The sequence below is a fragment of the Mucilaginibacter terrenus genome (genome assembly GCF_003432065.1).
Taxonomy (GTDB): Bacteria; Bacteroidota; Bacteroidia; order Sphingobacteriales; family Sphingobacteriaceae; genus Mucilaginibacter; species Mucilaginibacter terrenus.
In genome coordinates this window covers 1,582,096-1,607,895 of record NZ_QWDE01000001.1, presented here as the reverse complement: position 1 = coordinate 1,607,895, position 25,800 = coordinate 1,582,096, and the positions used below count along the sequence as shown (strand labels likewise).

25 protein-coding genes are annotated in these 25,800 nt (G+C 44.5%); 6 read left to right on the top strand and 19 right to left on the bottom strand.

Translation table 11 applies throughout. From position 1 onward, the window contains the following. Positions 1-39: 39 nt before the first annotated feature. Positions 40-1,236: a pyridoxal phosphate-dependent aminotransferase gene (locus DYU05_RS07085; protein WP_117382255.1), complete on the bottom strand. Its 1,197-nt coding sequence runs from the start codon at positions 1,234-1,236 to the stop codon at positions 40-42. 138 nt (positions 1,237-1,374) lie between these two features. Beyond that, positions 1,375-1,785, bottom strand: coding sequence for a DUF1573 domain-containing protein (locus DYU05_RS07080; RefSeq protein WP_117382254.1), 411 nt, complete (start codon positions 1,783-1,785; stop codon positions 1,375-1,377). 136 nt (positions 1,786-1,921) lie between these two features. Here DYU05_RS07080 and DYU05_RS07075 point away from each other — a divergent pair, with 136 nt between their 5' ends. Beyond that, the gene (locus DYU05_RS07075; RefSeq protein WP_117382253.1) at positions 1,922-4,354 is read left to right on the top strand and encodes an alpha-ketoacid dehydrogenase subunit alpha/beta; all 2,433 of its coding nucleotides are present in this window, start codon (positions 1,922-1,924) and stop codon (positions 4,352-4,354) included. Positions 4,355-4,521: 167 nt separating this feature from the next. Here DYU05_RS07075 and DYU05_RS07070 read toward each other — a convergent pair whose 3' ends face one another. The 5 genes from DYU05_RS07070 to DYU05_RS07050 all read right to left on the bottom strand — a co-directional run bounded on the left by DYU05_RS07070 (position 4,522) and on the right by DYU05_RS07050 (position 8,635). Further along, a complete protein-coding gene (locus DYU05_RS07070) occupies positions 4,522-5,232 on the bottom strand; it encodes a rhomboid family intramembrane serine protease (protein ID WP_133300187.1) in 711 nt (236 codons plus the stop codon). Beyond that, a complete protein-coding gene (locus DYU05_RS07065; RefSeq protein WP_117382251.1) occupies positions 5,199-6,167 on the bottom strand; it encodes a hypothetical protein in 969 nt (322 codons plus the stop codon). Before DYU05_RS07065 ends, DYU05_RS07070 begins: the two co-directional genes overlap by 34 nt. A gap of 51 nt (positions 6,168-6,218) precedes the next feature. Next, the gene (locus tag DYU05_RS07060) at positions 6,219-7,436 is read right to left on the bottom strand and encodes a dicarboxylate/amino acid:cation symporter (protein ID WP_117382250.1); all 1,218 of its coding nucleotides are present in this window, start codon (positions 7,434-7,436) and stop codon (positions 6,219-6,221) included. Between the two features lie 192 nt (positions 7,437-7,628). After that, positions 7,629-8,072, bottom strand: a complete 444-nt coding sequence (locus DYU05_RS07055) for a hypothetical protein (RefSeq protein ID WP_117382249.1) — start codon at positions 8,070-8,072, stop codon at positions 7,629-7,631. Beyond that, on the bottom strand, positions 8,069-8,635 hold the full coding sequence (locus tag DYU05_RS07050; RefSeq protein WP_117382248.1) for a hypothetical protein: 567 nt from the start codon (positions 8,633-8,635) through the stop codon (positions 8,069-8,071). Before DYU05_RS07050 ends, DYU05_RS07055 begins: the two co-directional genes overlap by 4 nt. A gap of 318 nt (positions 8,636-8,953) precedes the next feature. Between DYU05_RS07050 and DYU05_RS07045 the strand changes: the two genes are divergently transcribed. Then, positions 8,954-9,532: a nitroreductase family protein gene (locus tag DYU05_RS07045; RefSeq protein ID WP_117382247.1), complete on the top strand. Its 579-nt coding sequence runs from the start codon at positions 8,954-8,956 to the stop codon at positions 9,530-9,532. A 268-nt stretch (positions 9,533-9,800) separates the two neighbouring features. Continuing rightward, complete coding sequence (locus DYU05_RS07040) at positions 9,801-10,616, top strand: murein L,D-transpeptidase catalytic domain family protein (protein ID WP_117382246.1); 816 nt, start codon at positions 9,801-9,803, stop codon at positions 10,614-10,616. A gap of 78 nt (positions 10,617-10,694) precedes the next feature. Here DYU05_RS07040 and DYU05_RS07035 read toward each other — a convergent pair whose 3' ends face one another. Then, positions 10,695-12,254 (bottom strand): L,D-transpeptidase family protein, encoded by a 1,560-nt coding sequence (locus DYU05_RS07035; protein ID WP_117382245.1) that lies wholly within the window; start codon positions 12,252-12,254, stop codon positions 10,695-10,697. A 103-nt stretch (positions 12,255-12,357) separates the two neighbouring features. Between DYU05_RS07035 and DYU05_RS07030 the strand changes: the two genes are divergently transcribed. Continuing rightward, entirely contained in the window at positions 12,358-13,371 is a 1,014-nt protein-coding gene (locus tag DYU05_RS07030) for a glycosyl hydrolase (protein ID WP_117382244.1), read from the top strand. Between the two features lie 5 nt (positions 13,372-13,376). Next, positions 13,377-13,895 (top strand): DinB family protein, encoded by a 519-nt coding sequence (locus DYU05_RS07025; protein WP_117382243.1) that lies wholly within the window; start codon positions 13,377-13,379, stop codon positions 13,893-13,895. Here DYU05_RS07025 and DYU05_RS07020 read toward each other — a convergent pair. The 7 genes from DYU05_RS07020 to DYU05_RS06990 all read right to left on the bottom strand — a co-directional run bounded on the left by DYU05_RS07020 (position 13,873) and on the right by DYU05_RS06990 (position 22,012). Further along, positions 13,873-14,505 carry an HAD family hydrolase gene (locus DYU05_RS07020; RefSeq protein ID WP_117382242.1) on the bottom strand — a complete coding sequence of 211 codons (633 nt, stop codon included), beginning with the start codon at positions 14,503-14,505 and terminating at the stop codon, positions 13,873-13,875. The two genes, DYU05_RS07025 and DYU05_RS07020, sit on opposite strands and share 23 nt — an antisense overlap. A gap of 180 nt (positions 14,506-14,685) precedes the next feature. Next, entirely contained in the window at positions 14,686-15,939 is a 1,254-nt protein-coding gene (locus DYU05_RS07015) for an MDR family MFS transporter (protein WP_117382241.1), read from the bottom strand. 37 nt (positions 15,940-15,976) lie between these two features. Then, positions 15,977-17,101, bottom strand: a complete 1,125-nt coding sequence (locus DYU05_RS07010; protein ID WP_117382240.1) for a serine hydrolase domain-containing protein — start codon at positions 17,099-17,101, stop codon at positions 15,977-15,979. 53 nt (positions 17,102-17,154) lie between these two features. Further along, entirely contained in the window at positions 17,155-18,249 is a 1,095-nt protein-coding gene (aroC, locus tag DYU05_RS07005; RefSeq protein WP_117382239.1) for a chorismate synthase, read from the bottom strand. Positions 18,250-18,416: 167 nt separating this feature from the next. Continuing rightward, the gene (aroA, locus tag DYU05_RS07000) at positions 18,417-19,745 is read right to left on the bottom strand and encodes a 3-phosphoshikimate 1-carboxyvinyltransferase (RefSeq protein ID WP_117382238.1); all 1,329 of its coding nucleotides are present in this window, start codon (positions 19,743-19,745) and stop codon (positions 18,417-18,419) included. 101 nt (positions 19,746-19,846) lie between these two features. After that, positions 19,847-20,974, bottom strand: a complete 1,128-nt coding sequence (locus tag DYU05_RS06995) for a chorismate mutase (RefSeq protein ID WP_117382237.1) — start codon at positions 20,972-20,974, stop codon at positions 19,847-19,849. Between the two features lie 135 nt (positions 20,975-21,109). Beyond that, on the bottom strand, positions 21,110-22,012 hold the full coding sequence (locus tag DYU05_RS06990) for a prephenate dehydratase (protein WP_117382236.1): 903 nt from the start codon (positions 22,010-22,012) through the stop codon (positions 21,110-21,112). Between the two features lie 284 nt (positions 22,013-22,296). Between DYU05_RS06990 and DYU05_RS06985 the strand changes: the two genes are divergently transcribed. After that, complete coding sequence (locus DYU05_RS06985) at positions 22,297-22,581, top strand: hypothetical protein (RefSeq protein WP_117382235.1); 285 nt, start codon at positions 22,297-22,299, stop codon at positions 22,579-22,581. Between the two features lie 12 nt (positions 22,582-22,593). On the opposite strand, the gene DYU05_RS06980 is transcribed toward DYU05_RS06985, so the two are convergent. The 4 genes from DYU05_RS06980 to DYU05_RS06965 all read right to left on the bottom strand — a co-directional run bounded on the left by DYU05_RS06980 (position 22,594) and on the right by DYU05_RS06965 (position 25,699). Next, positions 22,594-23,463: a hypothetical protein gene (locus tag DYU05_RS06980; RefSeq protein WP_117382234.1), complete on the bottom strand. Its 870-nt coding sequence runs from the start codon at positions 23,461-23,463 to the stop codon at positions 22,594-22,596. 75 nt (positions 23,464-23,538) lie between these two features. Continuing rightward, complete coding sequence (locus DYU05_RS06975; protein WP_117382233.1) at positions 23,539-24,426, bottom strand: sterol desaturase family protein; 888 nt, start codon at positions 24,424-24,426, stop codon at positions 23,539-23,541. A gap of 1 nt (position 24,427) precedes the next feature. Next, positions 24,428-25,486, bottom strand: a complete 1,059-nt coding sequence (gene aroB, locus DYU05_RS06970) for a 3-dehydroquinate synthase (RefSeq protein ID WP_117382232.1) — start codon at positions 25,484-25,486, stop codon at positions 24,428-24,430. Between the two features lie 6 nt (positions 25,487-25,492). Further along, complete coding sequence (locus DYU05_RS06965; RefSeq protein WP_117382231.1) at positions 25,493-25,699, bottom strand: RNA-binding S4 domain-containing protein; 207 nt, start codon at positions 25,697-25,699, stop codon at positions 25,493-25,495. Positions 25,700-25,800 lie beyond the last annotated feature (101 nt).

Genomic DNA, 25,800 nt, shown 5'->3' with positions numbered 1-25,800 from the left:
AGCAAGAACAAATTTCAATTTGGCTTATAACTGAAGTTGCTAAATTCTTCCCGGGTAAGCTTTTAATCCTTCTGCAAGGCAGGCCATTGCTTTATTTAGATCGTCGTTATTAAGCACATACGCCATACGAACCTCGTTTGTGCCGGCGCCTGGCGTGCTGTAAAAGCCGGTAGCCGGGGCCATCATTACAGTTTGGTTCTCATAACTGAAGCTTTCCAGCATCCACTGGCAAAACTTATCAGCATTATCTATCGGGAATTTTGCCACTACATAAAATGCTCCACCGGGATTCGGGCAGTAAACACCTTCAATCTTGTTAAGGGCAGATACGAGCGTATCGCGACGCTTGGTGTATTCGGTATTAACGGCGTTAAAGTATTCATCGGGTGTATCAACCGCAGCCTCTCCGGCTATTTGTTCCACCATGCCTGGTGATAATCTTGCTTGTGCAAACTTTAAACCAGCTGCAATTACCGCTCTGTTTTTGGTAATTAAGCATCCAAGCCGAGCACCGCATGCACTGTAACGTTTGCTGACAGTGTCCATAACAATTACGTTTTCATCAATGCCGTCCAGGTGCATAGGAGAGATGAATGTGCGTCCATCATAACAAAACTCGCGATAGGCTTCGTCTGAGAATATATAAAGGTCGTACTTCAAAGCAAGTTCCTTTAATGCCTCAAGCTCTTCTTTGGAGTATAAATAGCCTGTCGGGTTATTGGGATTGCAAATTATGATAGCTTTAGTTTTTGGTGTTATTAGCTTCTCAAATTCGCTTATAGGCGGCAACGCGAAACCATTTTCGATGTAAGATAATATTGGTTTTACCACAACATCTGTCTGGTTAGCAAAACCATTGTAGTTCGCGTAAAAAGGTTCCGGAATAATTACCTCATCACCTTCATCAAGGCAGCTCATCATTGCAATAGTGATTGCTTCAGATCCTCCTGTCGTTACAATTATATTTTCAGGCGTTATGTTATAACCTAATTTGTTGTAGTACTCTACAAGCTTTTTACGATAGCTCAATGTGCCCTCAGAAGCGGTATAGGCCCAAACCTTGAAGTCGATATTCTTAATGGCATTCAGCATGCCTTCCGGTGTTTCTATATCAGGCTGACCAATATTTAAATGATAAACCTTTTTGCCTTCCAGCTTAGCTTTATCTGCAAAAGGTGTTAGCTTACGTATAGGCGATGCGGGCATGCGTTGCCCTTTTTGCGAAATTTTTGGCATGTGCAAAATTAGCAAAATATTTAACCCCTTTAAATTTCACTTAGATAGGGGTGAGATAATCTAACCGGAGTAAAAAACGTTATAAACAAAAAAGGCATCGAGTGTCGATGCCTTTAGATTTTTTTGGGATTGAAATACTTATTTGCTGCTTGCTGCAGGTTTTGCTATTACCTCACCTGTAATATTCAGGTATTTCGTAGGTGTTTTAGCATTTGAAGTAACTACAATGGTTTTATTGAAGCCAGAAAGTGCAACTGCATTATAGGTAATCTTGATTGTTCCTTTTGCACCTTTAAGAACCGGCGTTTTAGTGTAATCGGCAATTGTACAACCGCATGTTGGCCTTACTTCCGACAAAATCAAAGGCTCCTGGCCAACGTTGGTGAATTCAAAAACGGTAGTAACAGGCACACCTTGTGGTATTTTGCCAAAATCATGTTTTTCCTCGTTAAACTTAAATTCGGCTTTGTTGTCACTTTGCGCCATGGCAGTATTTGCAGTAAAGGCAATGCCTAAAAACACTGCGCAGATCATCATTATCTTTTTCATAATTACCTATTTGATTACTACAAATATAAAAGGTTTAAAGTAATAACAAAACTAATGTGGTAAGGAGATGTTTTACTAACAGCCTACAAAAAACAAAACAGAATTTTATACTTTTACCGCTTAAACGAAATATTGTATGCCCGAAACTGTATTACAACAAGGCAATGATCTGAAAGCCGGCGAACTCAGTTTTGACGATTTCAGGAAAATTGTGATAAGCGATTATCGTATAGGTTACGAAAGCCGCCAGGCAAGTTTGCTGGGCAGGCGAGAAGTACTTACGGGTAAAGCTAAGTTTGGCATATTTGGCGACGGTAAAGAAGTTGCTCAATTAGCTATGGCGAAAGTTTTTCGTACGGGAGATTGGCGCGCTGGTTATTACCGCGATCAAACCTTCATGTTCGCTACGGGCATGAGCAACCTTAAAGAGTTTTTTGCACAGTTATACGCAAATCCTGATATCACTAAAGACCCTGCGTCGGGCGGCAGGCAAATGAACTGCCATTATGCTACCCGTTATGTAGACGAGAACGGCAACTTTACTAATCAGGCACAAACAAAGAACACAGCATCAGACCTTTCTACAACAGGAGGGCACATGCCCCGCTTGCTGGGATTGGCTTATGCATCTAAGTTATACCGCCAGAACAAAGAACTTGAATACCTGAGTAACTTTTCTGTAAATGGAAACGAGGTAGCGTTTGGAACCATCGGTAATGGCTCCACTTCCGAAGGTCTGTTTTTCGAATCTTTCAATGCTGCCGGCGTATTGCAGGTACCAATGGCTATCTCAATATGGGATGATGCTTACGCAATATCAGTTCCGGCCCAGTTGCAAACTACCAAATCAGATATATCAGAAGTACTTAAAGGCTTTCAGCGGGATGCCAAGGGTAAAGGATATGAGATATTTAAAGTAAAGGGTTGGGACTACGTTGCCCTTTGCGAAACCTATGAGCGTGCGATAAAAATTTGTCGTGAAGAGCATGTACCGGTAATGATACACGTTACCGAGATGACGCAGCCACAGGGACACTCTACTTCAGGGTCCCATGAGCGCTATAAATCTAAAGAACGGCTTGCCTGGGAAGAGGAACACGATTGCCTCTTACAAATGCGTAAATGGATGGTAGAGTCGGCTATCATCACCAACGAGGAAATTGATGAGCTTGAGGCTACTGCGAAGAAATATGTGCGCGAATGCCAGAAAGAAGCTTGGGCAGATTTGGATGGTGAGATAAAAGACGAAATGGCGGATGCCGTTCGCTTAATGGAAAGCGTTGCAGAACATTCATCTAAATACGCTGAGCTGCACCAGTTGATAGAATCGCTGCAGGCTTGTGTTGATCCCGGTAGGAGAGATACCGTTGCTGCTATAAAAAAGGCGCTTCGCATCACGTTAAACGAGAAGACGGAACAGCGCCAGGCTTTGGTCGATTACCTCAAAGCCGAAACGATAAAAAACAAAGAACGGTTTAACTCAAAACTATTTACCAACTCGCCGAATTCACCTTTACTGGTGCCTGTAGTGGCAGCAGACTATACCGACGACTCAAAACTGATAGACGGCAGGGAAGTGCTTAACGCGTGCTTTGATGCTAACTTTGAACGGGATAAAAGCATTGTTGCTTTTGGTGAAGATGTAGGTGCAATTGGCGACGTAAACCAGGGCTTTGCCGGTTTGCAGGCCAAGTACAGCGATCTGCGGATTACAGATACGGGTATCCGTGAGGCAACTATAGTAGGACAGGGCCTGGGCTTAGCCATGCGGGGCTTCCGTCCAATTGCGGAGATACAATATCTTGATTACCTGTTGTACGCCCTTACCGTACTTAGCGACGACGTGGCGAGCCTTAGCTACCGCAGCAGCGGCGGGCAAAAAGCGCCGCTTATCGTACGTACCCGCGGTCATCGTTTAGAAGGAATCTGGCACTCCGGGTCGCCACTAGGCATGATACTGAACTCGATGCGGGGAATGCACATATGTGTGCCACGTAATATGACACAAGCGGCCGGTATGTACAACGCCCTTTTAAGAGGCGACGAACCGGCTTTGGTTATAGAAAGCCTTAATGGTTATCGCCTTAAAGAGAAATTGCCCGCTAACGTAGGAGAATTCACTGTACCGCTAGGGAAAGCAGAGATCGTTAGGGAAGGTACCGATGTTACCGTTATTAGCTATGGCTCAACACTGCGGATTGTACAGGAAGCGGCTGAGGACCTGGAAAAGATGGGCATTAATATAGAGGTGATAGATCCGCAAACACTTTATCCGTTTGATACGGAACATATCTGCGCTCAATCGCTGCGGAAAACTAATAAACTGCTGGTGGTGGATGAGGATCTTCCGGGTGGTGGTTCCGCTTATATACTGCAGAAGGTACTGGAGGTACAGGAAGGCTACTTTGCCCTGGATGCACAGCCTAAAACGCTTTGCGGCGCCGAACACCGCCCGCCATATGGGTCTGATGGCGACTACTTCAGCAAGCCTTCTACCGATGATATTATAGATGTTGTTTACAGCATGATGAACGAGGCGAACCCTGCCAAATACCCGCCATTATACTAACAGGTGTAACACGCGTGAGTGTGTTACACCTGTTACACTTATTTTGCTCTCATTTTAAGTAAATCCTTGTAGTTAAGCTTCTTGTGAAATTTACATGTTGTAACATGTTACAGTTTTTGCAACCATGTTACAGTTTTTCGGCAATTTTGTAATGGTGATACAGGTGTTTATGGGTCAGGCTTCGTCTTATCGTTAGGGTCGGTTTCTTCCGGTGCTTTTTTAACACTTGCGGCTCGCTTCGTTGGTTTTCTTTTACTTTGCTTGGGTGGCTTCACAAATGCTGACATGATCAAGCCAACAATAATACCCCCAACAAGTCCGCCCACATGCGCGGCGTTATCTACATTGCCTTTTAGACCGAATAACAGATTTATACCTGCATAAAGGCCTATAAATATTAATCCTCCGGTTTTAAATGCACCATCGGTTTTGTTGGTGATAAGCAAAGCAAGCAATACACCGCATAAGCCAAATATTGCACCAGAAGCGCCCACGCTAACAGTATCTGGATGCCACCAGATACTGGCGATACTCGCAACCAAGCCGCAAGCGAAATAAGCGACAAAAAGTCTTACCCTTCCTATATACTGCTCCACCATTGCACCTACAATTAGTAGCCCGTATGTATTCCCGAACAAATGCATAGCACCGCCATGTAAAAATGTACTGCTAAGTAAGCGCCACCACTGCCCGGCTAGCACGGCTGCGCGCTGGTTCGCTCCCCATTGGTACAAATCCTGCGCATCAAATGACATAAAGCCAAGTCCCGCAAGAACCATTAATACGAACACCAGGATGTTTACGCCGGTAAGTATGAACGTGGCGGACGCTTCCCGTCCTTGGGTTAGTATTGCAGATAGATGCTCTGCCGGGGACAATTTATCTGTTTAGCCTGTAATTTGCTTAGTTCGTAGGGTTCTAATCCGGGCAGCATACACATCATTAACCAAACGATAGTCCCAATCCCAAAAGACCCCAATGTCCATTCAAAATAGTTACCGTTCCGGTCTTCAAACGGCTCTTTCTTCGCTTCAAAAACAACGGGTTGTGCCTCGTTAGAGAGCACGCTGGCAACGGCGTGATAGTACGCTTTCCGTGCATTGTTGTTACCCATACGGTTCAGATACACCAAATCATCCAGATCTGCTGCTCTAAATTGCTGCTCGGCGTTGTCTATAAGATCTTTAAAAGCTTGATCCTTTTCTGCGTCGCTAACGGAATTGCTTATCTGTTTGCTGTATTTCACACCCAGCCAGGCTACCGGTGGCCGCGAAAGTTGTCGTGCAGTTGAATCAACCATCTGCTTGTTATCTACAACAGGACAAGCTACATAAATATAAAAAGTTAAATATTGGTCGTTCTTACCACTAACCTCCGCTTTCCGGTAAATTGCGGGGTGGAGTTTATCTACATAATGCTGTTTGATCTTGTAGTACTTGGTTAGATCTTTTCCGGATAGCTCACTTACTTTGTTCAGCGTGGTCAACACTCCTGTGGCAGTTTCCATATGCTTCTGAAATAATACAACCGGAGCAGAGAGCGCAATCCATCCAAGAAAAAAGTAAAGCCCCGGCAAATCAGCCTTTTTGCGTTGCAGTTTTAAGAGTTTAACCCGGGGAGCTATCCATAATAAGATAATTGCAATAGATAAGCCGCCCGGCAACCAATAGGAGACGAGGTCTTCATTAAGCGACAACACCGCAAACTTGTAAACAAAGAGCCATGTAAGAAAACTATAGATGATTAGATAAGCTGCCGCGACAAGCAAGCCTCTTAGATAGATCAGTTTGATCTTAAGCAATGAAGGACGCATTTAAAGGGTAGGATTTTACAGCTAATGTAATAAAAAGACTGCTTTTGCTACTTATGAGTTTGGCGTTTTTCCCTCAACAAACCGGTTGATCAGCATGGCGGCCGCGGTGTCGCCGGTGGCGTTCAGGAGGGTAGCGATAGGGTCTATCAGCGTACCGATAATGATCGCCGGAGGCAGTGCTTCGGGCGGGAAACCGTAAGCCGAGATAAACAGCAGTTCGCCAATGTAGCCTCCGTTGGGTATGCCACCTTCTACAACGCTCACCAATACGGTCATTCCAAGCGCCAGCAGGATGTTCTGCGGACTATCAAACCCTTTGCCGAACATGGCAAATACTACCGCCATTTTAAGGATAGAGGATATGCTGGAGCCGTCTTTGTGTAATGTGCCGCCAAGAGGGATGGTAATGCCCGCTATCACATTGGTGATGCCCATCTTTTTAGCTGCATCCAGGTTGGCCGGGATAGTTGCAATACTGCTGCAGGTAGCTACGGCAGTCGCCGACGGGATAATGTTGTTTTTCCAATACCGCCGGATGCCGCTGATACCGCCGGCAATGAATGCGTAGATAGTATATACCACAGCATACACAAATATGCTTACACCGTAACCTATCCCTAGTATATGGGCGTATGTGCCGAACAGCGATGGCCCGAACTCTGCTACCTGGTAGGCGAAATAAGCCCCTAAACCCACCGGACCGGCTTTCATAATAATGGTGAACAGTTGTTTAAAAACTTCGCTTCCATCATTAAGGAAATGGGTAAAGGCCGCGCCTTTTTCACCTGCGCGCAGGCTGGCAAAGCCAACCAGTATAGCAAAAATGATCATGGCCAGCATGTTCTTGCGCGAAAGCAGGTTGAAAAATTCGCTGGTAGTAAAAAGCTGTGTTATTTGTTCACCCGTAAACTTACCGGTGGTGCCGGCGTCTATATTCGCCTTTGCGGATGCCATGCTGTTGCCCAGCGGCAATATCCAAACCGCTATAATGGTTACAACAGCAGCTACGATGATGGTCCCTAAAAACACGGCAGCAGTTACGCCGATTATGCGCCCGAGTTTTTGCGTGCCCTGCAGGTTGGCAATGGCCGATGCAATGGCGAAAAACACCAGGGGGATAACCGCCACGAACAGCAGGTTTAGGAATATGTCGCCAATAGGTTTAAGTACCGCTGCATCCTTTCCTAACACAACACCAGCAATGGTACCGGCAATAATGCCTGCCAGCAGCCACAGTATACTGCTATAATTTTTTATCCAGTTGTTCATACACCATTATGCCCCAGAGCGGCAATGGCGAAAGGTAAAAATTTTGGTCGAGTATTTTTACGTGTTATGTAGTTGTAACAGTTTATATCCCTAATATCGACTATATATTTGCCGTTGCGTGTGTTGGTGGGATAAGTTGATGATGTTGAAATTATTTAATTAAATATTTTTTATACTGATTTAATTAGGGCATCAATTATCATGTATTACCATTTTTATTCCACTACAATGTTTAACAGTTTGAACTGCTTTCATTTGATTAAGGGTTTGAGCATCATGTTTTGGGTTATGGCTGGTATCTGTACAGTTGTAACTTATTTGAATAGTGAAGTTAGATTCGTTGGCTGCATTTTTAAGCTCGCCAATAGGCAAGGCATGTACTTGTAACACCTCTTTATCGCCTTTCTTCATAATAGAATATCTATAAAGAGCTAAATCTGCTTTTTGATAATTTTTTTGTTTATCTGATGAAAAGCGCTTTAATACGTTGGCACTTTCGTTAATTGGTATAGCGCCAATGTTTTCCACCAGGCTTATGCTTACATCTTCACGAATCATTTCTGTCTGACTGGAACCTTGAGCCTTTGCTGCCAAGCCCATAGCTGTTAATAACATAAAAAAGTAAAATGCCTTCATTTTGATTTAAATAATTTTTCAAACAAATCATCAATTTTCTTATAGAAGTTCTCCGAGCAAATGCCGCAGAAAAGACAAAAGAACATCAAAGTAATCGGACGGATTTCTGTAGCACCCTCTACAATTATCGTCGGAAGAATATAGGATAATCCTAATACGACCATGCCTGTTAAAATACCCAATGTTGGTAACGAAAGGTATTTGATCTTAGTAATGTCTTCTTTGTTTAATGCAAGCGATTTAAGTAAAAATACCACAGCCCCTAACAATCCGAAACTCATTGCAGTTATGCTTAGTGCAGCAAATCGCGGCAATATTACTGTCCAGGTAAAATATTCCTCTATCCCCTGATGAAGCGTAAAAATTTGATAATCGTATTCATTATCAATTGGGATCTCTTTTACAGTTATAGGCGGGTTGAATTTTTTTAATTCAAGTTCGGTTTTTCTTTTTTGAATATCTTTAAAGTTTTCATCGGTATCTAGTTTTGTAAGTCCTCCAATACCAAGATATAGCCCGGTGACAGCCCATGCTATAAGTACAAAACTTGCTAAAAATTTCATTGTGTGATAAGTTTACATAAAGTTATATGGATATAGTAATGAATAAAACAGGTGTTTTAACCCAATTTTTCTACAGAATAGGTGGATAAAGAATGCAATTTACATTCCAGGCGTTCACACAAACCAAAGATACATTTCAAGGGAAGGCGGCTGCCAAAATATATTTACTGCATGCGGGAAAAGCCCCGGTAATTCGAAGCTGAAAGCCCGCGGCACCCGGCTATGTTTCTTTCAGACTCACCTCTTTTATCAGTTATGCAGCCATCCTTTGCGCAAAAATCCCTAATTTGCGGCGTTTAAAAAGCTGATATAATTATTATGGAATCTACTTTCGCTGCTGTTGCAAGCAATATAAAAGCACGCCGTACCATTAAGCCGTCTACCATGAATGGCAACAAAATACCTAACGGCCACGTGGCCTCGGTACTGGAACTTGCCGATTGGGCGCCTAACCACGGCAATACAGAGCCATGGCGCTTTATTGTTTTTGAGGATCCTGCTAAATACTGCGCTACACATGCTGATATTTACAAAAGCACCACAACCGAAGAAACCTTTAATTCAACTACGTACACTAACCTTACTAACCAGGGTAATAACTCGTCGCACGTGGTAATTGCTTACCAAAAACGAGGTGACTTGCCAAAGATCCCCCAGTTTGAAGAAGTTATTGCTACTGCCTGCGCTGTACAAAACCTGCTGCTTGGCGCAACCGCGCTTAACATCGGGGCGTTCTGGAGTACCGGCGGTGCTGTCCTTAAACCTGCTTATGCAGAACATTTTGGCCTGGGTGCTGAAGATGCTGTTTTAGGTGTACTATTCCTGGGCTATACAGATGTGCAGCCGGAAGGTAAACGTAAGATTCCGGTAGAGGAGAAGATCGTTTGGAATAAATAAGTTATCGTAACACCAGAAAAAAAATGCAAAAGGCTGCACGCATCAACGTGCAGCCTTTTTTGTACCTTTAAATATTTGCATTTCTCAGTCGTATTTATTAACTTTACTTTAAGTAATTTAATCATTAATATATGATGAGATTGCAATGACAGTATTTGAGAGGAAATTTTGTATATTTGTATCAGCATTCGCAATTATTAAACCGCAAATCCTGCACCGTAGCTGCCCTGAATTGATTATAAACTTATTGGATTAAACCCATAATATTATGAGAAAACATCTTTGGTGGATCATAGGCGCTTTATTGTTATTTTCCGTAACTGTTATCAGCTGGAAACCTTCAAGCGTATCAAAAAACATTAATGGTATTGTTAAAACAGGTGGTACATTAACCAGCAAAGATTTTTTTGCTCAGTATGTAAACCAACTTTATCAGACTGCCAACCTGGCCCAAACTGGTATGGATATAGCCGTGCTGCAAAAAGCACTTACAGGTTATTACAATCTTAAACTGGAGAACAAACTGGCCAAAAACAGTAACATTATCACCGTAGTAGACTTTAACAAGCCAAGCCGCGAAAAGAGAATGTGGATTATTGACGTGTTGAACAAAACAGTACTGCTGAACACCTGGGTTGCCCACGGACAAGGCAGTGGTAACGATATGGCTACAGCGTTCTCTAACAATAACGAGTCGCACCAGAGCAGCCTTGGTTTTTATCTTACAGATGACGTATATATTGGCAAACATGGTCAATCGCTACGCTTAAATGGTTTAGATGAAGGCATCAATAGCGCGGCCCGTGCACGTGGTATTGTAGTACACGCTGCAGATTACGTAAGCCAGGGCACTATTAACCAATTGGGCCGTTTAGGTCGCAGCTTTGGTTGCCCGGCGGTCTCTCCGGAAGTGTCAAGCCTGGTGATCAATACTATCAAAGGCGGTTCGATGCTGTTTATCAATGCAAATACTGCCAACTACACATCTAAATTATTAGATGAGAACGGCCCGGCCAACTTTTTAATGCCAGCGGCAGCAGATACTACTAAGGCAGGCAGCACAGCATTGATTTCAAAATTGTAACTGAGCTAAACTAAATAACGCAAAAAGCCCGGCCATAACAGCCGGGCTTTTGTGTTTATATAGCAGGTGTACTATAAATTACAAGTTAGCCAGTTGCTGGCTTGGTGCCAGGAACCTTTGCAGGTGGCCATATAATACAATGTCTAACCCGTATACATCCGGCCTGAACTGTATAACGCCATTGCTATCTGCCCAGCAGGTAACATAGGTTAAGTACACCGGAACCTTTTTAGGTACCGCAAGGGTAGTAGGGTCGGGATTGTCTTTGCCCATATCATCGGCTATTTTCTGGTAGGTAGCTCCATCTCCAAACAATACTCTTGCAAGCTCCTGTGGTTTTTCCAGGCGTACACAACCGTGGCTTACCGCGCGCATGTTCCAGGTAAATGGTTGTTTAGCAGGTGTGTCATGCAGGTAAACGCTGCTTTTGTTGTTAAACAGGAATTTTATCTTGCCTAAAGCATTATCATCACCGGGACGTTGTTTAAAGTCATAATCTCCTGCTGAAGCGCTTCCCCAGTCGATTGTTTCCGGATCTTCTACCTTTTTGCCGTTTTTATATACGTCAATGTTTTTGTTTGATAGGTAGTATGGGTCTTTAGCAGCCTCTACCATTATCTCTTTACTGGCAATGCTCTGCGGGATGTTCCAAACCGGGTTCACCTGTACGCTGTGTATCATACTGTTTAGCTGTGGTGTTTCGCGGCTGAAAGGGCGGTCTATCTTGTCGCTTTCATCATACTCAACAAGTGAGTTCTCGCGGTCTTTGTTGCGGCCTTCGCCAACACACACTTTCATGTTCAGGACAGATTGACCGTGGTCCATAACATCCAGGCGGTAATCCGGGATATTCACAATTACATATTTGTCCTGAGTAGGCTTGTTTTTCCAGCGCAGGCGTTCCAAATTCACTACCAGGTAGCGGATGGTTTCTTCTTTGCTCATGCCCGGTGCAACACTGCCTGATGCCAATGCTTTTTGTAAAGCTATGTACTGAGGATCCTTAGGCTGTATGCTGTCCAGGTAATGCTTCATATCTTTTATGTAGAAGATCTTTGACATGCCTGCACTGTCCGGCCTTTTAGTTTCGGTGTAGTAGCGCTGGTAAATTTTGCGCGGGCTAATCATACCGTACTGAAGCGCATTTGAGTAGTTGATAAGCGAATTGGCTGTTTTGATTTCCAATAAAGCGATATCGCGGTAAGCCTCATCAAGATTCTTGATGGCCTTCTTGTCCTGGAACTTATCAACCAAGGCTTTAATCTCGTCGGCATTGAACATTTTAGGGTCCAGGCCATGCTGGTTTACTTTTTCGAAGTAGTTGGCGGTAAGATCAACGTCGCCATTAAAAATGTGATCCATTACGAAAACCGGATCGTAACCGTTTTCCTCGTAGAAAGCACCAATAAGTTTAGGATTAGCCACATGGCTTTTCTCTTCTTCCATAACTTTCTTGAAAACATCGGCCAAACCTTCGGGAGTGGCATCTCTGAACACTTTGTTCTTGGTTTTCTTGTAAAGGGTTGCGCCCAGGTCAGAGCGGCTTTTCTTTTTACAGCTTTGCAGAATAAGTAGCGAGGCAGAAAGGATGATCAGCGTAGTGAGCCAGAAGGCTTTTTTTATGTTAAAGTTTCGCATCAGTGAATATTAGATTGTAAAATTTCTTTCAACATAGCAATAGCTATACCACATTTAGTTTTATTTTTAGTGGTGGTAAATATGTAGCCATTTTAAAGTAATCATGAGAAAGTTATTATATGTAGTTCCGCTGTTATTGCTGTCGTGCCGGCCAATGGCACAAACCTTTAAGCCTGTTAACAAGAACGCCAGCGCTGAGGTGAAAAACCTGTTGGCTTACCTGTATGAGATTAACGGTAAGCACATGCTTTCGGGGCAGCATAACTATAACAGCGACCTAAACGTATTCTCAGATTCGGCAAAGAACATCACAGGTAAATATCCGGCACTTTGGGGTACAGATTTTATCCTATGGGGCGATAAAGACCTTGGGCAGAATATCGTAAATGAATCAATAAAGAAATCGCGGGAAGGTTATTTAGTTACCTTGATGTGGCACCAGGGCCGGCCAATAGATGAACCACCCTACGACTGGAAAAAAAGCGTACAAGGCAAGCTTACCGCCGAACAATGGACGGAGCTGACCACACCAGGCACTGCCTTAAATAAGAAGTGGGTAGCACAAATTGACGTCATAGCAGGCTATTTAAAACAGCTGCAGGATGCGCATGTGCCGGTACTATGGCGCCCTTATCACGAGATGAACGGCGTATGGTTTTGGTGGGGCAACAAGAAGGGACCAAACGGTATTGCCAAGCTCTACAAGATGATGTATGACAGGTATACCAACTACCATCACCTTAATAACCTGATATGGGTTTGGGGTGCCAACAGCCTGCGCGACATACCCGAAGATGAGGCTTACCACTACAAAGATTTTTATCCGGGAGCCGAATACGTAGATATTTTAGGTACAGACGTTTATCACTTTGATTACGAACAAAGCGACTACGAAGAACTGCTTGCCCTTGCAAACGGCAAGCCCATAGCGCTTACTGAGAACGGCGAGTTACCCAATGCCACAGTGCTTAAGCACCAGCCTAAATGGCTGTGGTTTATGACCTGGACGAGTTGGTTATGGACAGATAACACCAAGGACCGTGTTAAGGAAGTTTATGGCTTGCCTACCACGCTAAGCCATGATGATGTGAAGGAAAGGCTGGCTACTAAACCTTAACGAGTATGAACAATCAACCGGAGGTTTGGCTTCGAGGGCCGTTGGATAACATGCCTGCGCTAACGCAGCCTGTTGCACATGCGTTGCTACAGGCAAGAGAAGAGGTAAATGCTTTCATGACGGACTGGCCCGATGAAAAGCTTTGGGACAAGGTGTACAGTATGGCTTCCGTTGGTTTTCATTTGCAGCACATGACCGGTGTGCTCGACCGTTTATTTACTTATGCCCGTGGCGAAAAGTTATCCACAGAACAATTAGCCTATTTGCAAGCAGAAGGTAAACCGACCACAATTGTATACACTACATCTGCTTTGGTGGGTAATTTTAACAGACAGGTTGATAAAGCCTTACAGGAATTAAGCCAGATAGATCCAAAAATCCTTACTGACTTCCGAGCAGTCGGGCGCACCGAACTGCCGTCAACAGTAATTGGCTTATACGTGCATGCCGCCGAGCACACGATGCGCCACCTGGGGCAACTGCTGGTAACAGCAAATGTGGTTAACCCTCCGTTACAATCCTGATTACGTCCTGATAATCCGCGCTGCGGTAGGTTACTGTTGCATCGCCATGTTTATCATGCGGGTCGAATAAGAAAGTATCAATACCGAGCTCAACCGCAGCTTTAATCTCCGACTTCGGGTCATCGCCGATTACAAGCGCATCTTCAGCAGTATAGCCGTTGTCGGTCATTATTTGCTGAAAGATGTCCTTCTTTGTTTGGCTGGACCTTTCCGGGTCAACAATGTAAATACCTTTAAAATCTGCTTCTATACCTAGCATTTTCACTTTGCTCATCTGCAGTTTGGTAAAACCGGTTGTCACCAGGTACTTATCTACCGTTATAGCGCGTAGATCATCATATGCTGCATAGGGCTGCATCGGCTCATCAAACGTGATGTTGTTAAGCAGCTGCATTCCTTTCTCTTTTAGTTCTTCGCTAAAGCCAAACTCATCGGCTACATGCTGGTAGGGGCGGCGGGTAAGCTCGTCCTTAGCCTTCTCCACTGCTTCGTTGTCTGCCGGCAACAGATGTTCATCAATCAACTTGAAGAGCTCGCCGAACAGTTTACCGGCTATCGAACTTACCGGATAGATGGTATTATCGAGATCAAGAATAAGTACGTGTTTCATAGTATTGCGAAGTTATGAAGATGCTGTGTAAGCTGCACTGTAACGCGAAAGATGTGTTACACCTGTTACACCTAAAAAGGGCTGATTTTTGCTATTTGTCTAATTGTCAATTTGTTGTGTAATTTAGATGTTTTAACATGTTACAGTTTTTGAAACCATGATACAGTCTTTTTGATTGTGTTACAGTGGTTCTTGCAGCTCCTGCTCAATATGATAGAGGTCGGCAGCTACATTTTGTTCCTTATTAAAATAATACATTAGCAGCAGTCCCGCACAAACCGCGCCGCACACACCCACCAGCAGCCACCACAATAATGTAAAGCCGCCGATGCCGATTACCTGTGCGCCCACAGCAGGTGCTATCACCTGTGCCGCAGCCCAGCTCATGGCGTACAGGGCGGCATACTGCCCACGATTATGCTCCTGAGACCGCGCTACCCAATAAGCATTCATAAAGGGCATGCTCAGCATTTCTCCAAACGTGATGATCAACACGATTGCGACACCTGCAATAGCACCTGGCGGCAGAACATTCAGCAGCGAAAAACCAACGCCGGTAACCAGCACACCAATGCTGATGAATGACAGCGGGTGCCGCTTTCCTTCCAGCTGATTGATCATCACCATCTCCACAAGTGCGATGAAGATACCGTTCAGTGCCAGCAGGGCGCCAATAAAACGCTCGTTGAAGTGCCACTCCAACTTATAAAACACGGGCTCCATTACAAAGAACTGGAAAAAGCAGATATTAAACAGAGTGATCAGTACAATAAAGGTGACGAAGACCTTATCCCGGTAAGGAGATGATTTACGCGAAGTTGATTTAGTAAAGCTTACGGGTTTGGTGTAGTGTGATCTTGGCATTAGTTTAAGCAGGATGAGCGCAGCCAATATATTGGTGCAACCATCCACCCAAAACAGTAAATGGTAATTTATGGACGCCAGAAAGCCGCCTGTGGCCGCACCAACCGCCCAGCCGAGGTTTACTGCAAGACGATGAAGCGAGTAGGAACGCGTTTTATTCTCCGGCTTGCTGTAGTGAGCTATTGCCGTAGAGTTAGCAGGCCTGAAAGCTTCGTTGCATAAGCTTAAGATAAAGGTACCTGCACCCAGCGTAGTAAAGGTGTGCTGAAAACCCAAAACAATGAACATAATGCCGCCGCTTAGGAGTGTGCCTGTCTGCATGTCGTAAAAGCCGATACGATCCGACAGTTTTCCACCGATGAAGGCCCCAAGTATAGCACCAACACCAAACAGGGCCATAATATAGCCAGCCTGCTCTACGCTGAAATGCAGTTGCTTTACGCAGTAAATAGTAAGGAAGGGTACCACCATAGTGCCGCTCCGGTTGATGAGCATAACTATGCTCAAATACCAGTTGTTACGAGAGAGGCCGCTGTAGGCGTTTTTGTATAGCTGAATGATAGAGGGCATGGCTCGCGATAGTAGGGTAAAGTCAAGTGATACTGGCTTATGGCCACTGTTTAATTGCGCCTTTTACTTTCCACATCAGTTCATCGAGGTCGCGTGCAAAATCGCCTTCTTTCCTGGTGTTTACCATTACTGCCCAGCAATAGTTTTGATTAATGCGTGCTGCTAGTGCCTGTTCGCCGGGCAGGCTGCCATTGTGCCAGTAATTATTTGATGAATTCACCGCCCAGCCTTTTGCATAATGCGGACTTACTGCGGGTGCCGTAAACATGGTGGTAAGCGTCTCCATTTTCAAAATGTCGGGCTGTTGTGGAAACTTGTCTACCCGCGTTAAAAAATTAACCAAATCCGTCGGAGTAGCTATCCATCCGCCGTGACTGTCCATCCGGCGCTGGTCCATTGTGTAGGGGTTTTCAGCCTTATCGTAGTAAAGTACTTCCTTCGGCTTCCTTTCAGCAAGTGTATTGCCGCCTATTTCCATTGTTGTTATGCCGCAGGGCTGCAGTATGTTCTTACGTACATAGTCTGCATATTTTATTCCGCTTACTTTTTCTATAACGCGGCCTAACAGGCAATAACCAAAGTTGGAGTATTCGAAATTAGTTCCGGGCTCATGGCCAAGCGGTTGATTGTCCAGCGTCCAGCTGATAAGCTGTGCCTGGTTCATTTCCGGGTGCATAAACATAGGGTCTTCGCTGCTGTTACCCCAGCCGCCACCCAAATGTTCCAGCAGGTGCTCAACTGTTATTGCTTTTACACGTTCGGTGTAAGGTTTGCTGCCGTAAGTAGTGCCTAGTAATGCCCCTTTACCAAAAATATGGTCGGTAAGTTTAAGCTTTCCGCGCTCTATCAACTGCATAATAGCTGCAGCTGTGAAAGGTTTGCTTACGCTCGCGATTCTAAAGCGGCTATCCGGATCAACCGGTTGCTTTTTAGCGGAATCGGCAAAGCCGTACGTGCGCACCAATTTTATAGTGTCCCGCTGGGCTATTACTAACGATAGTCCCGGAACATCATACTTGCGCATAAAGGTGTTTACAATGCTATCTACTGCGCTTATATCTTTGGAACGAAAGCCAACAGGAGCGGGTTGATTGGCGTGGGTTTGGGCGAAACACTCGGCAGTCAGGATAAAGCATGAAAATAAAAGCAGGGACAACTTCATGGCGATAAGTTACTATGGACAGGTAAAGTAAAGATATGAAGTAGCCCGGATTATTAATCCAGCCGTACTGTTTTATTCCGCAGCCAATGGTCCGCAATAACCAGGGCAGCCATTGCTTCTACAATAGGTACGGCGCGTGGTACTACACATGGGTCGTGCCGGCCCTTGCCGGATATTTCGGCCGAGTTGCCTTCGCTGTTTACCGTTTGCTGGTTATGCATAATGGTGGCAACAGGTTTAAAGGCAACCTTAAACTCTATAGGCATACCATTGCTGATGCCGCCCTGTATTCCGCCGGAGAAATTTGTACGGGTAGCCACTTCTCCATCAGCATTCTTTATGAAAATGTCGTTGTGTTCAGAGCCCCGCATCTCGCTGCCGCTAAAGCCGGAGCCAAATTCAAAGCCATGTACGGCATTTATGCTCAGCATGGCCTTGCCCAGGTCTGCGTGCAGTTTATCAAAAACCGGGTCGCCTAACCCAACGGGGCAGTTTTTAATATAGCAGCTTACTTTTCCGCCTACCGTATCACCATCCTTACGTACGCTGTCAATAAATTCTATCATTTCCTCCGCTGTGGCAGGGTCCGCACAACGGACAATGTTCTTCTCGCGCTCGGCAATAAATTGCTCTGCGTCGCTTATAAACACGTTTGGCGCGTCTATCCGGCCTACGCTACTCACATGGGCAACAATGTCTATACCTTGTGTTTTTAGTAACAGCTTGGCTAACGCGCCAGCTGCAACCCGGGCCGCAGTTTCACGTGCAGAAGAGCGGCCGCCGCCGCGGTGATCGCGGATGCCGTATTTAGTAAAGTAAGTATAATCTGCATGGGAGGGGCGAAACACATCTACGTTGTGGCCGTAGTCTTTGGATCGCTGATCTTCGTTAGGGATCAGCATCATAATAGGCGTGCCAGTGGTTTTTCCTTCAAACGTTCCGGAGAGGATCTTAAAGGTATCGCTTTCCTTACGTTGGGTGGTGATTTTACTTTGGCCGGGTTTACGTTTATCCAGTTCGCCCTGTATGTAATCCAAGTCTACGCTGAGCCCTGCCGGGCAGCCATCTATAATAACGCCGATAGCCTCGCCATGCGATTCGCCAAAAGTTGTTATCCTGAATAATTGCCCGAATGAGTTACCTGCCATAGGATTTTAGATGTACGAATTTAGATTTACGATTGCTTGAACACAATTATTAAGATTCACTGACCACGTCATTGCGAGGTACGAAGCAATCTCCCAGCAAGATCATCAATCATAATTAATGCCAGGACATAGTTCTGAGATTGCTTCGTACCTCGCAATGACGCGTGTTATAAAGCTGGGCTTGCGTTGAACCCCACGCTTTTAAGATCGTCCCAGAATGCAGGGTACGATTTTTCTACCACGTCGGCGTCTTCTATTTCCAGTTGTGGTATTACACTTGCAAGCGGTGCAAACGCCATTGCCATGCGGTGATCATCATAAGTGTTGATGAATACGTTCTCGGGAATGTGCTTCTCGCTGCAGTCCAGTTTGTACACCTGGCCTTTTTCTGTCAACTTTACGCCAATCTTTGCCAATTCGGTTTGCAGTGCCAGTACACGGTCCGTCTCCTTAATCTTTAAAGTTTCCAGCCCTGTGAACGTAGCCTCATGCCCCAATGCAGCGCAAACAACAATCACGGTTTGTGCCAGATCGGGGCACTCCTTCATGTCGAATATTTTGCGGAAAATCGGTTTAACTTCTTTGGTAAGGTATACCCCTCCATCTTTAAATTGTGAGGTGATGCCGAAGTTGGCCATTATCTCTGTAATAACACTATCGCCTTGCATGCTGTATGGCGTTAGTCCCGGCAGAAAAAGTTCAGCCTCGCCGCTTAGTGCTGCTATAGCATACCAGTACGAAGCCGCGCTCCAGTCCGGTTCTGTATAGAGGGATGTTTCTGCAAACTCCTGGTGCGCTATTGATATGACATTTCCTTGCCAGGTGTGCTGTATGCCGGCTTGTTTCAGCATCGCCAGGGTCATTTCTACGTACGGGCGGGAGGTAAGCTCACCTTCTATCTCCAGGGTTAAGCCCTGGGGTAACGTTGATGCGATAAGCAGCAAAGCTGTAATATACTGGCTGCTGATATCACCCTTAATGCTTATACGGTTTGCTTGCTGCTTAAAACCGCTGTGGATTTTGATAGGAGGGTAGCCTTCGTTATTAACATACTCTATCTCCGCACCCAGTTTACGCACAGCATCTACCAGCACACCTATGGGGCGCTGCTGCATCCGCTCAGAACCTGTTAGGGTTACCGTTGCATCCTGTAAGGGAAGAAAAGCCGTTAAAAAGCGCATAGCCGTGCCTGCCGGACCGATGTTAATTACTCTTGAGTCTTCAGCCTGAAGTCCTGAGTCTTCGATAATTGCATCTTCATTAATTCCATCAACAATTGTTGCAAGCTCCGGACTACCGACTGCCGACTTCTGACTTAGTACTTTCTGTAAAGTCACCGTGTCCGCAGCATCAGATATATTTTCTACTTTAACCTTACCCTTGCTTAGCGCCTGTATCATAAGCGCGCGGTTGCATTCGCTTTTAGATCCGGTGAGCTGCACCGTTCCTTTAAGCGTTTTGCCCGGCCGGGTAAGTATAATGTTATGTTTTGCCATAATTAAACCGATCAGTTAACGATTGCACTGACAGCTTGCACGTTTAGCGGCATCGTGCCCGCTAATCATATCGCTTATCAACCAATCACTAATAATTTAATTTACGCGTGTGTTAGTTTTTCTTCTGCCTGGCCTGCTTCAGCGTTCATGATCTCGGTTTGTTTACGGATCGATTCGCCGTGCATCAATTCTAAAAGCTTCTCAGTAAACTCGGTGCTCAATTTAAGCGCTTTTGCGTAACCGGTACGTTTGTGCAGGATTTCGTCCCAACGGTTTACCTGTAAAATAGTGATGCCGTTATCTTTTTTGTAGTTGCCAATTTTCTCAACAATCTGCATACGCTCTGCCATTTTCTGGATAACCAGGTCGTCAATCTTATCTATCTGGTTGCGCAGTTCTGCAAGTTTATCATTTACAGCAGCGTTGCGCACTTCCGGTTTACGTAATGCCAGGTGATCAATGATTTCCGACAAAGCAGCAGGGGTAACCTGTTGTTTAGCGTCTGTCCAGGCAACAGTAGGGTCAATGTGCGACTCTATCATCAAGCCTTGCATGTCAAGGTCAAGCGCTTTTTGAGAGATGTAGCCAATCAGGTCGCGGTTGCCGGTAATATGGCTCGGATCGTTTATGATAGGTAGTTCAGGCGCGATAGTTTTCAAGCCGATTGCCAAATCCCACATCGGCTCGTTACGGAAAGCTGATTTCTCGTAAGAAGAAAAGCCACGGTGAATAGCTGCTAATTTAGTAATACCTGCATTGTTTATACGTTCTAACGCGCCTATCCATAATGACAAGTCTGGGTTTACCGGGTTTTTAACCATTACGGGTACGTCAACACCACGAAGCGCGTCGGCAATTTCCTGTACGGTGAACGGGTTAACGGTAGAACGTGCACCTACCCAAAGGATATCTACACCTGCAGCAAGAGCTTCTTCTACGTGTTTAGCGGTAGCTACTTCAACAGCCGTTGGTAAGCCGGTTTCTTCTTTAGCACGCTTAAGCCACTCCAGGCCGATGCTGCCAATGCCTTCAAACTCACCCGGACGGGTACGTGGTTTCCAGATGCCTGCACGCAAAGCGCTTATTTTACCGGTTTTTGCCAGCAGGTGGGCAGTTGCTACTAATTGGTCCTCGGTTTCGGCGCTGCAAGGGCCGGCGATAACCAGGGGTTCTTTGCCTGATTTGTTAATCCAGGTGTTCAGCGGTTGTATGTTCAGATTAAGCTTCATGATCTTGTTTTTGTTAGTCCGGAAGTCGGAAACACCGAAAGTCCGGAAGATTTTTGTTTAGTGTGTTATGTAATTGTTATATTCTTTTTTCTATGTCTTCCGGACTGACCAACTTTCGGTCTTTCCGGACTGGCATTATTCTATTCTTTTCATAGTAATATACTTTCGGGGGCGCTGTGCTTTAGGCAGCAGTACCGCTGTTTCTTCTTCCCAGCGCTCGTACTCGCCAAGGATGTTAAAGTTGTGCGTGTACTTTAATATCTGTCGGATCGCAGCATCGTAATACTTGGTTTCCGTCCATTCTATATCTACGTAAAAATTGTATTCGTTACGTTTGCCTAGTACCGGCATGCTCTGTATTTTGCTCATGTTCACATTCTCCTGGGCAAATATGTTGAGCACTTTGGCAAGTGAGCCTACCTCATTACTTACCTGGAAGCATAGCGATGCTTTGTTGCCCGGTTTCTTTTTGGCGTTCTCGTGCGTGGTGAGGATAAGGAAACGTGTGTAGTTCTTTTTATTTGATTCAATACGGCGTTCGATGATCTCCAGTCCGTATAGCTGTGCGGCCAGTGAATTAGCAATGGCAACGGTATCGGTAAGCTGCTCATCACGGATGCGTTTGGCACAGGCCGCGGTATCGCTGCTTTCTACGATCTTTAGATCGGGGTATTCGTCAAAGAAATCTACGCATTGACGTATTGCAATTGGGTGCGAGGTAACCGTTTTGATGTTCTCGAACTTTACACCGGGCAGCGCCATCAGGTGCAGCTGGATAGGCACATACACCTCGCCCACAACCGGGAAGCTATAATTCATCAGCAGCGAATAGTTGGGCAGTATGCTGCCGGCTATGCTGTTCTCTATAGCCATTACGATATAATCTGCCTCCTGGCGCTGTAACGCTTCAAAGGTTTGTTTAAAAGAGTTGCACTCAATGGTGATTATCTTTTCGCCAAAGAACTTAAAAGCAGCCTCCTCGTGGAAGGACGCCCTTATCCCTTGTATAGCAACTCTTGGCAGTTCGTTCTTTATCATAGTGGTAAAGCAAAAAGTCCCGGCTTATTGGGCCGGGACTTTTTTGATTTTGTATGTTTTGTTAGTACATATCAGTCCCGGCTCTTACTGCTAAAGTAAAAGTAGAAACCGTAAAAATATGCACGTGATGTATTCATGTTTTTGTTATGCTGTAAATGTACAAGTAAAAAACAAATTGTCAATAGATAATTTTATTTTTTGCAAGATTTTGTAAGTGAACCAAATTAAGTTTGGTGAAGAAAGGATTGAGCAGATTTTGAAGATATATATTTAACTTACGAATAATGATTAGATGGAAAACATGGCTGCTGATTGCTATAGCTGTAATTGCCGATGCAGCGGTGTATATATACTGTGGCTTAATGATGATGGAATATGAGGACCTTTACGATGAAAGCAAAGGCCCGTTAAACAGCTGGGACAGCCATACGCAGCAGCAAAAAGTTGCCATTATTATATGGGCGATATGGCTGGTGGTGAATATAGCCGCAGTAGCTTATTGTATGTATAGATTTTTTAAAAAACTGGTGGCGAGGCGAGGGAGAATGAAAAATCCAATTACAGATTAAATGGATGTGGTGTTATATTTCGAATAAGATCATTTTCTTTTCAGTCTCAAATTCAGGCTTCAAATAGCGTGGAAATTTTTGGGCTAACTTTTCGTCGGTTATCAGCAGGTTGGGAAACTGAATACTTGTTTTGTCTTTAAACACAACTTCGATAAATCTTATACTGATCGGCTCCTTTTCATTCATGGATTTCGTCACGATGACCTTTGTAATATCTGTTTTATTATAAGTTGTTGTAACATCCCTGCTATTGCCAAAAGTAAACTCGTTGTTTGCCCTTGAAATGTGTAAATGCTGACTGCTGTATCTAAGTAATTTTAAAAAGCAATATAAAGGTATAGCCATTATAAGCAATAATGGAATCCCGAAAAGTAAGATATCATCTAAACTTCTCTTGAGTAAATCGGGTATAATTAATATCGTTAATGGGATCGCTGTTATGCAAATCCAAAAATTGTGTAAAAATGCTTTAAGCGGATTAACGGTATAATTAACACCTTTTGTTGCGAAATAATGGCGTTGAGAAAACCATGTGCGTTGCTTTTTTAGTTTGTGAAGTTGCACTTGTCCGTTAAAGAATTCTTTTACTGTATCTTCAACATCATCTATGTTAATTGAGTAACGCTCAAATAATTCGTTTTTATAACTGAGATAATAAAGGTGAAAAGTGTCCCCATAATGCTTGCCAACCTTTAGTATATTTTTACGCTGATCGAAGATAGTTACTGAAGGGCCTGTAATGTCAACTTCGGCAGTTCTTTGTTCGTACCATGGATAATTATGGATCAGCGCCAACGTTTCTTCGAGTGAACGCTCTATTTCATCATAATACTCGCCATCTTCGCAGATTTGATATTGGAGTTTTGAGGTGAAGTTTGGCATTGGCAAAGCTTGTTAAGGAATAGGCAATTGAATGGTAAGTTAGATATTTGAAAAATTGATATCAAGTTATAATTCCTATGCTTCCCTCTTCCACTCCCTTTGCAAAACCCTCGCTGTCTGCGTGCTTCCGTCATGGCTCCATCCGGGTGGGTTAATTATGTAGCCTAACTTGTTGCGGAGCCCAGGAGCTTTCTTTACATCCTGTATCAGTGCTTTCCATTCATGAAAGAGGATATTTACCGGCCCCAGCTTCTCCGGCTGCTTGGTTAAGCCATACTTTACAGGCTCTGCAGGGTCCTCGTCATGGAAGGTGCCAAATATACGGTCCCAAATGATGAACATCATGCCCATATTTTTATCAAGGTACCGCAGGTTTGAGGCATGGTGTACCCGGTGATGTGCCGGAGTGACAAAAATGAATGAATACCACCTTGGTAAATTCACTTTGTACTGCGTATGTACAATGTTGCCGTATAGCTGAGTGATGAGGTAAGCGTAAAGCACGTCTACAGCGTTGAAACCCATAAGCGCCAGCGGTAAATAAAAGAAGGTGCGGTAAAGTGGTTCGAAAACAGTAGAGCGAAAGCCGGTGGTTAAGTTAAACTTTTCTGACGAGTGATGCGTTACATGTACTGCCCAAAATAAGCGGCAGTAATGCCCGGTGTAATGTAGAACCCAATAGAGGAAATCCTGAACAGTAACCAGCACCAGCCAGTATACAACTCCGTTACTTATCTCAAATAAACGGTACTGGTAAGTGAAATTAAGCAGATAAAACGTTGCGCCGTTTACCGCCAGGTTCATGATGAAGGCTAGGGTAGTAAGGTAAATGTTGGTGAGGGTATCCCGCTTCTCGTAGTACTGCCTGTTCTCGCGGTAGCTTAGGTACATCTCCACAAGGGTGAGTATTACCAGTAAGGAAATAAGTAAAGCAACAGCTTCGCTTCGCGGTGTTATGGGCATGTTAAAGTGCAGCGTAGTATCTCAGACTAGCGCAAAGTTCGTCCTCCGTACAGATATTATCAATACTAAAGCATCCGATCTTGGTCAGTAACGTGCAATTAATCTGTTTTTCGGTGTTCTTCTTGTCTTTCTGCATCAGCTCGTAAAGCACGTTATGACAGGTATCCGGCACAGGATATTTAGGATAAAGTCCGTTGAGAACAGTGCTTATCTCGTGCAGATGTTCTTTAGGCAATCCTGCTTTTTTGTGTGATAACCAGGCTTCGCATATCATGCCGATAGCAATAGCTTCGCCATGGGTAAGCGGCCGTTCGTCGTTCAGGATAGAGTTGGTCTCTACAGCGTGGCCAATGGTGTGGCCAAAGTTGAGCGCCTTACGAATGCTCTTCTCCTGCGGATCTTCTATCACAACGGCATTTTTTATCTCTACCGAACGGTATATCAGTTCAACGGACGGAAGGCTAAGATCGCTGTTCTTTAATTCTTTCCAGTAGTCAGCGTCACAAATCAGCCCGTGTTTCAGCATTTCGGCCAAACCAGATAGTATCTGTCGCTCTGGTAGCGTCTTCAAAAAAGCCGCAGACATGAACACCGCCTTTGGTTGCGTAAAAGTACCTATGATGTTCTTGATGCCATCCATATCTACCCCGGTCTTACCGCCAACAGAAGCATCAACCTGTGACAATAGGGTAGTGGGAACCTGCACAAAGTCTATCCCGCGTTTATAGGTAGAAGCTACAAAACCTCCAAGGTCAGTTACCACTCCGCCGCCAAGATTTACCATTAGTGCTTTACGATCAGCACCAAAATCGATCAGCATTTTCCATACGCCTACGCAAAAATCAATATTCTTGCTTTCTTCGCCGGCGTTTATCTCGATCAGGTCGTAGTTGTCCAGCTCAGCTAAAAGTGGCTCAAGCACGGGCAAACACTGAGCGGATGTGTTTTCGTCGGTAAGTACAAATGTACGCGAGTACTTGCCCTGCTTTATAAAAGTAATAAGTTCAGAAAGGCTGTCGTCAAAAAAAATAGGGTAGCTGTCGCTTTGAATAGTATCCATTGTGTATCAGGTCACATTGATCTTTTTACCACGGAATTCCACAACATCGCCTGGTTTTACTTTTAGGCGTTTGCGGTAATCTACCTGGCCGTTGTATTTCACCTCGCCATCTTCCACCACAATTTGCGCTTCGCCGCCTGTTTGTACCAGGTTAACAGCTTTAAGCAGTTGTATCATTGGGATATAGTCGCCGGTTACTTTAAATTCGATCATGACGCGCAAAAATAAACTATTCGTGTGATAATGGGTTATCATTTTATAATTTTGCGGCTGGTTCATAGTTTATGGATTATAGTTCATGAGTTTGCTCGGCC

Bases quoted from the DNA above. Each gene is read 5' to 3' on its own strand.
- DYU05_RS07085 (WP_117382255.1), bottom strand. From the start codon at position 1,236: ATGCCAAAAATTTCGCAAAAAGGGCAACGCATGCCCGCATCGCCTATA.
- DYU05_RS07080 (WP_117382254.1), bottom strand. From the start codon at position 1,785: ATGAAAAAGATAATGATGATCTGCGCAGTGTTTTTAGGCATTGCCTTT.
- DYU05_RS07075 (WP_117382253.1), top strand. From the start codon at position 1,922: ATGCCCGAAACTGTATTACAACAAGGCAATGATCTGAAAGCCGGCGAA.
- DYU05_RS07065 (WP_117382251.1), bottom strand. From the start codon at position 6,167: ATGCGTCCTTCATTGCTTAAGATCAAACTGATCTATCTAAGAGGCTTG.
- DYU05_RS07060 (WP_117382250.1), bottom strand. From the start codon at position 7,436: ATGAACAACTGGATAAAAAATTATAGCAGTATACTGTGGCTGCTGGCA.
- DYU05_RS07055 (WP_117382249.1), bottom strand. From the start codon at position 8,072: ATGAAGGCATTTTACTTTTTTATGTTATTAACAGCTATGGGCTTGGCA.
- DYU05_RS07050 (WP_117382248.1), bottom strand. From the start codon at position 8,635: ATGAAATTTTTAGCAAGTTTTGTACTTATAGCATGGGCTGTCACCGGG.
- DYU05_RS07045 (WP_117382247.1), top strand. From the start codon at position 8,954: ATGGAATCTACTTTCGCTGCTGTTGCAAGCAATATAAAAGCACGCCGT.
- DYU05_RS07040 (WP_117382246.1), top strand. From the start codon at position 9,801: ATGAGAAAACATCTTTGGTGGATCATAGGCGCTTTATTGTTATTTTCC.
- DYU05_RS07035 (WP_117382245.1), bottom strand. From the start codon at position 12,254: ATGCGAAACTTTAACATAAAAAAAGCCTTCTGGCTCACTACGCTGATC.
- DYU05_RS07030 (WP_117382244.1), top strand. From the start codon at position 12,358: ATGAGAAAGTTATTATATGTAGTTCCGCTGTTATTGCTGTCGTGCCGG.
- DYU05_RS07025 (WP_117382243.1), top strand. From the start codon at position 13,377: ATGAACAATCAACCGGAGGTTTGGCTTCGAGGGCCGTTGGATAACATG.
- DYU05_RS07020 (WP_117382242.1), bottom strand. From the start codon at position 14,505: ATGAAACACGTACTTATTCTTGATCTCGATAATACCATCTATCCGGTA.
- DYU05_RS07015 (WP_117382241.1), bottom strand. From the start codon at position 15,939: ATGCCCTCTATCATTCAGCTATACAAAAACGCCTACAGCGGCCTCTCT.
- DYU05_RS07010 (WP_117382240.1), bottom strand. From the start codon at position 17,101: ATGAAGTTGTCCCTGCTTTTATTTTCATGCTTTATCCTGACTGCCGAG.
- aroC (WP_117382239.1), bottom strand. From the start codon at position 18,249: ATGGCAGGTAACTCATTCGGGCAATTATTCAGGATAACAACTTTTGGC.
- aroA (WP_117382238.1), bottom strand. From the start codon at position 19,745: ATGGCAAAACATAACATTATACTTACCCGGCCGGGCAAAACGCTTAAA.
- DYU05_RS06995 (WP_117382237.1), bottom strand. From the start codon at position 20,974: ATGAAGCTTAATCTGAACATACAACCGCTGAACACCTGGATTAACAAA.
- DYU05_RS06990 (WP_117382236.1), bottom strand. From the start codon at position 22,012: ATGATAAAGAACGAACTGCCAAGAGTTGCTATACAAGGGATAAGGGCG.
- DYU05_RS06985 (WP_117382235.1), top strand. From the start codon at position 22,297: ATGATTAGATGGAAAACATGGCTGCTGATTGCTATAGCTGTAATTGCC.
- DYU05_RS06980 (WP_117382234.1), bottom strand. From the start codon at position 23,463: ATGCCAAACTTCACCTCAAAACTCCAATATCAAATCTGCGAAGATGGC.
- DYU05_RS06975 (WP_117382233.1), bottom strand. From the start codon at position 24,426: ATGCCCATAACACCGCGAAGCGAAGCTGTTGCTTTACTTATTTCCTTA.
- aroB (WP_117382232.1), bottom strand. From the start codon at position 25,486: ATGGATACTATTCAAAGCGACAGCTACCCTATTTTTTTTGACGACAGC.
- DYU05_RS06965 (WP_117382231.1), bottom strand. From the start codon at position 25,699: ATGATCGAATTTAAAGTAACCGGCGACTATATCCCAATGATACAACTG.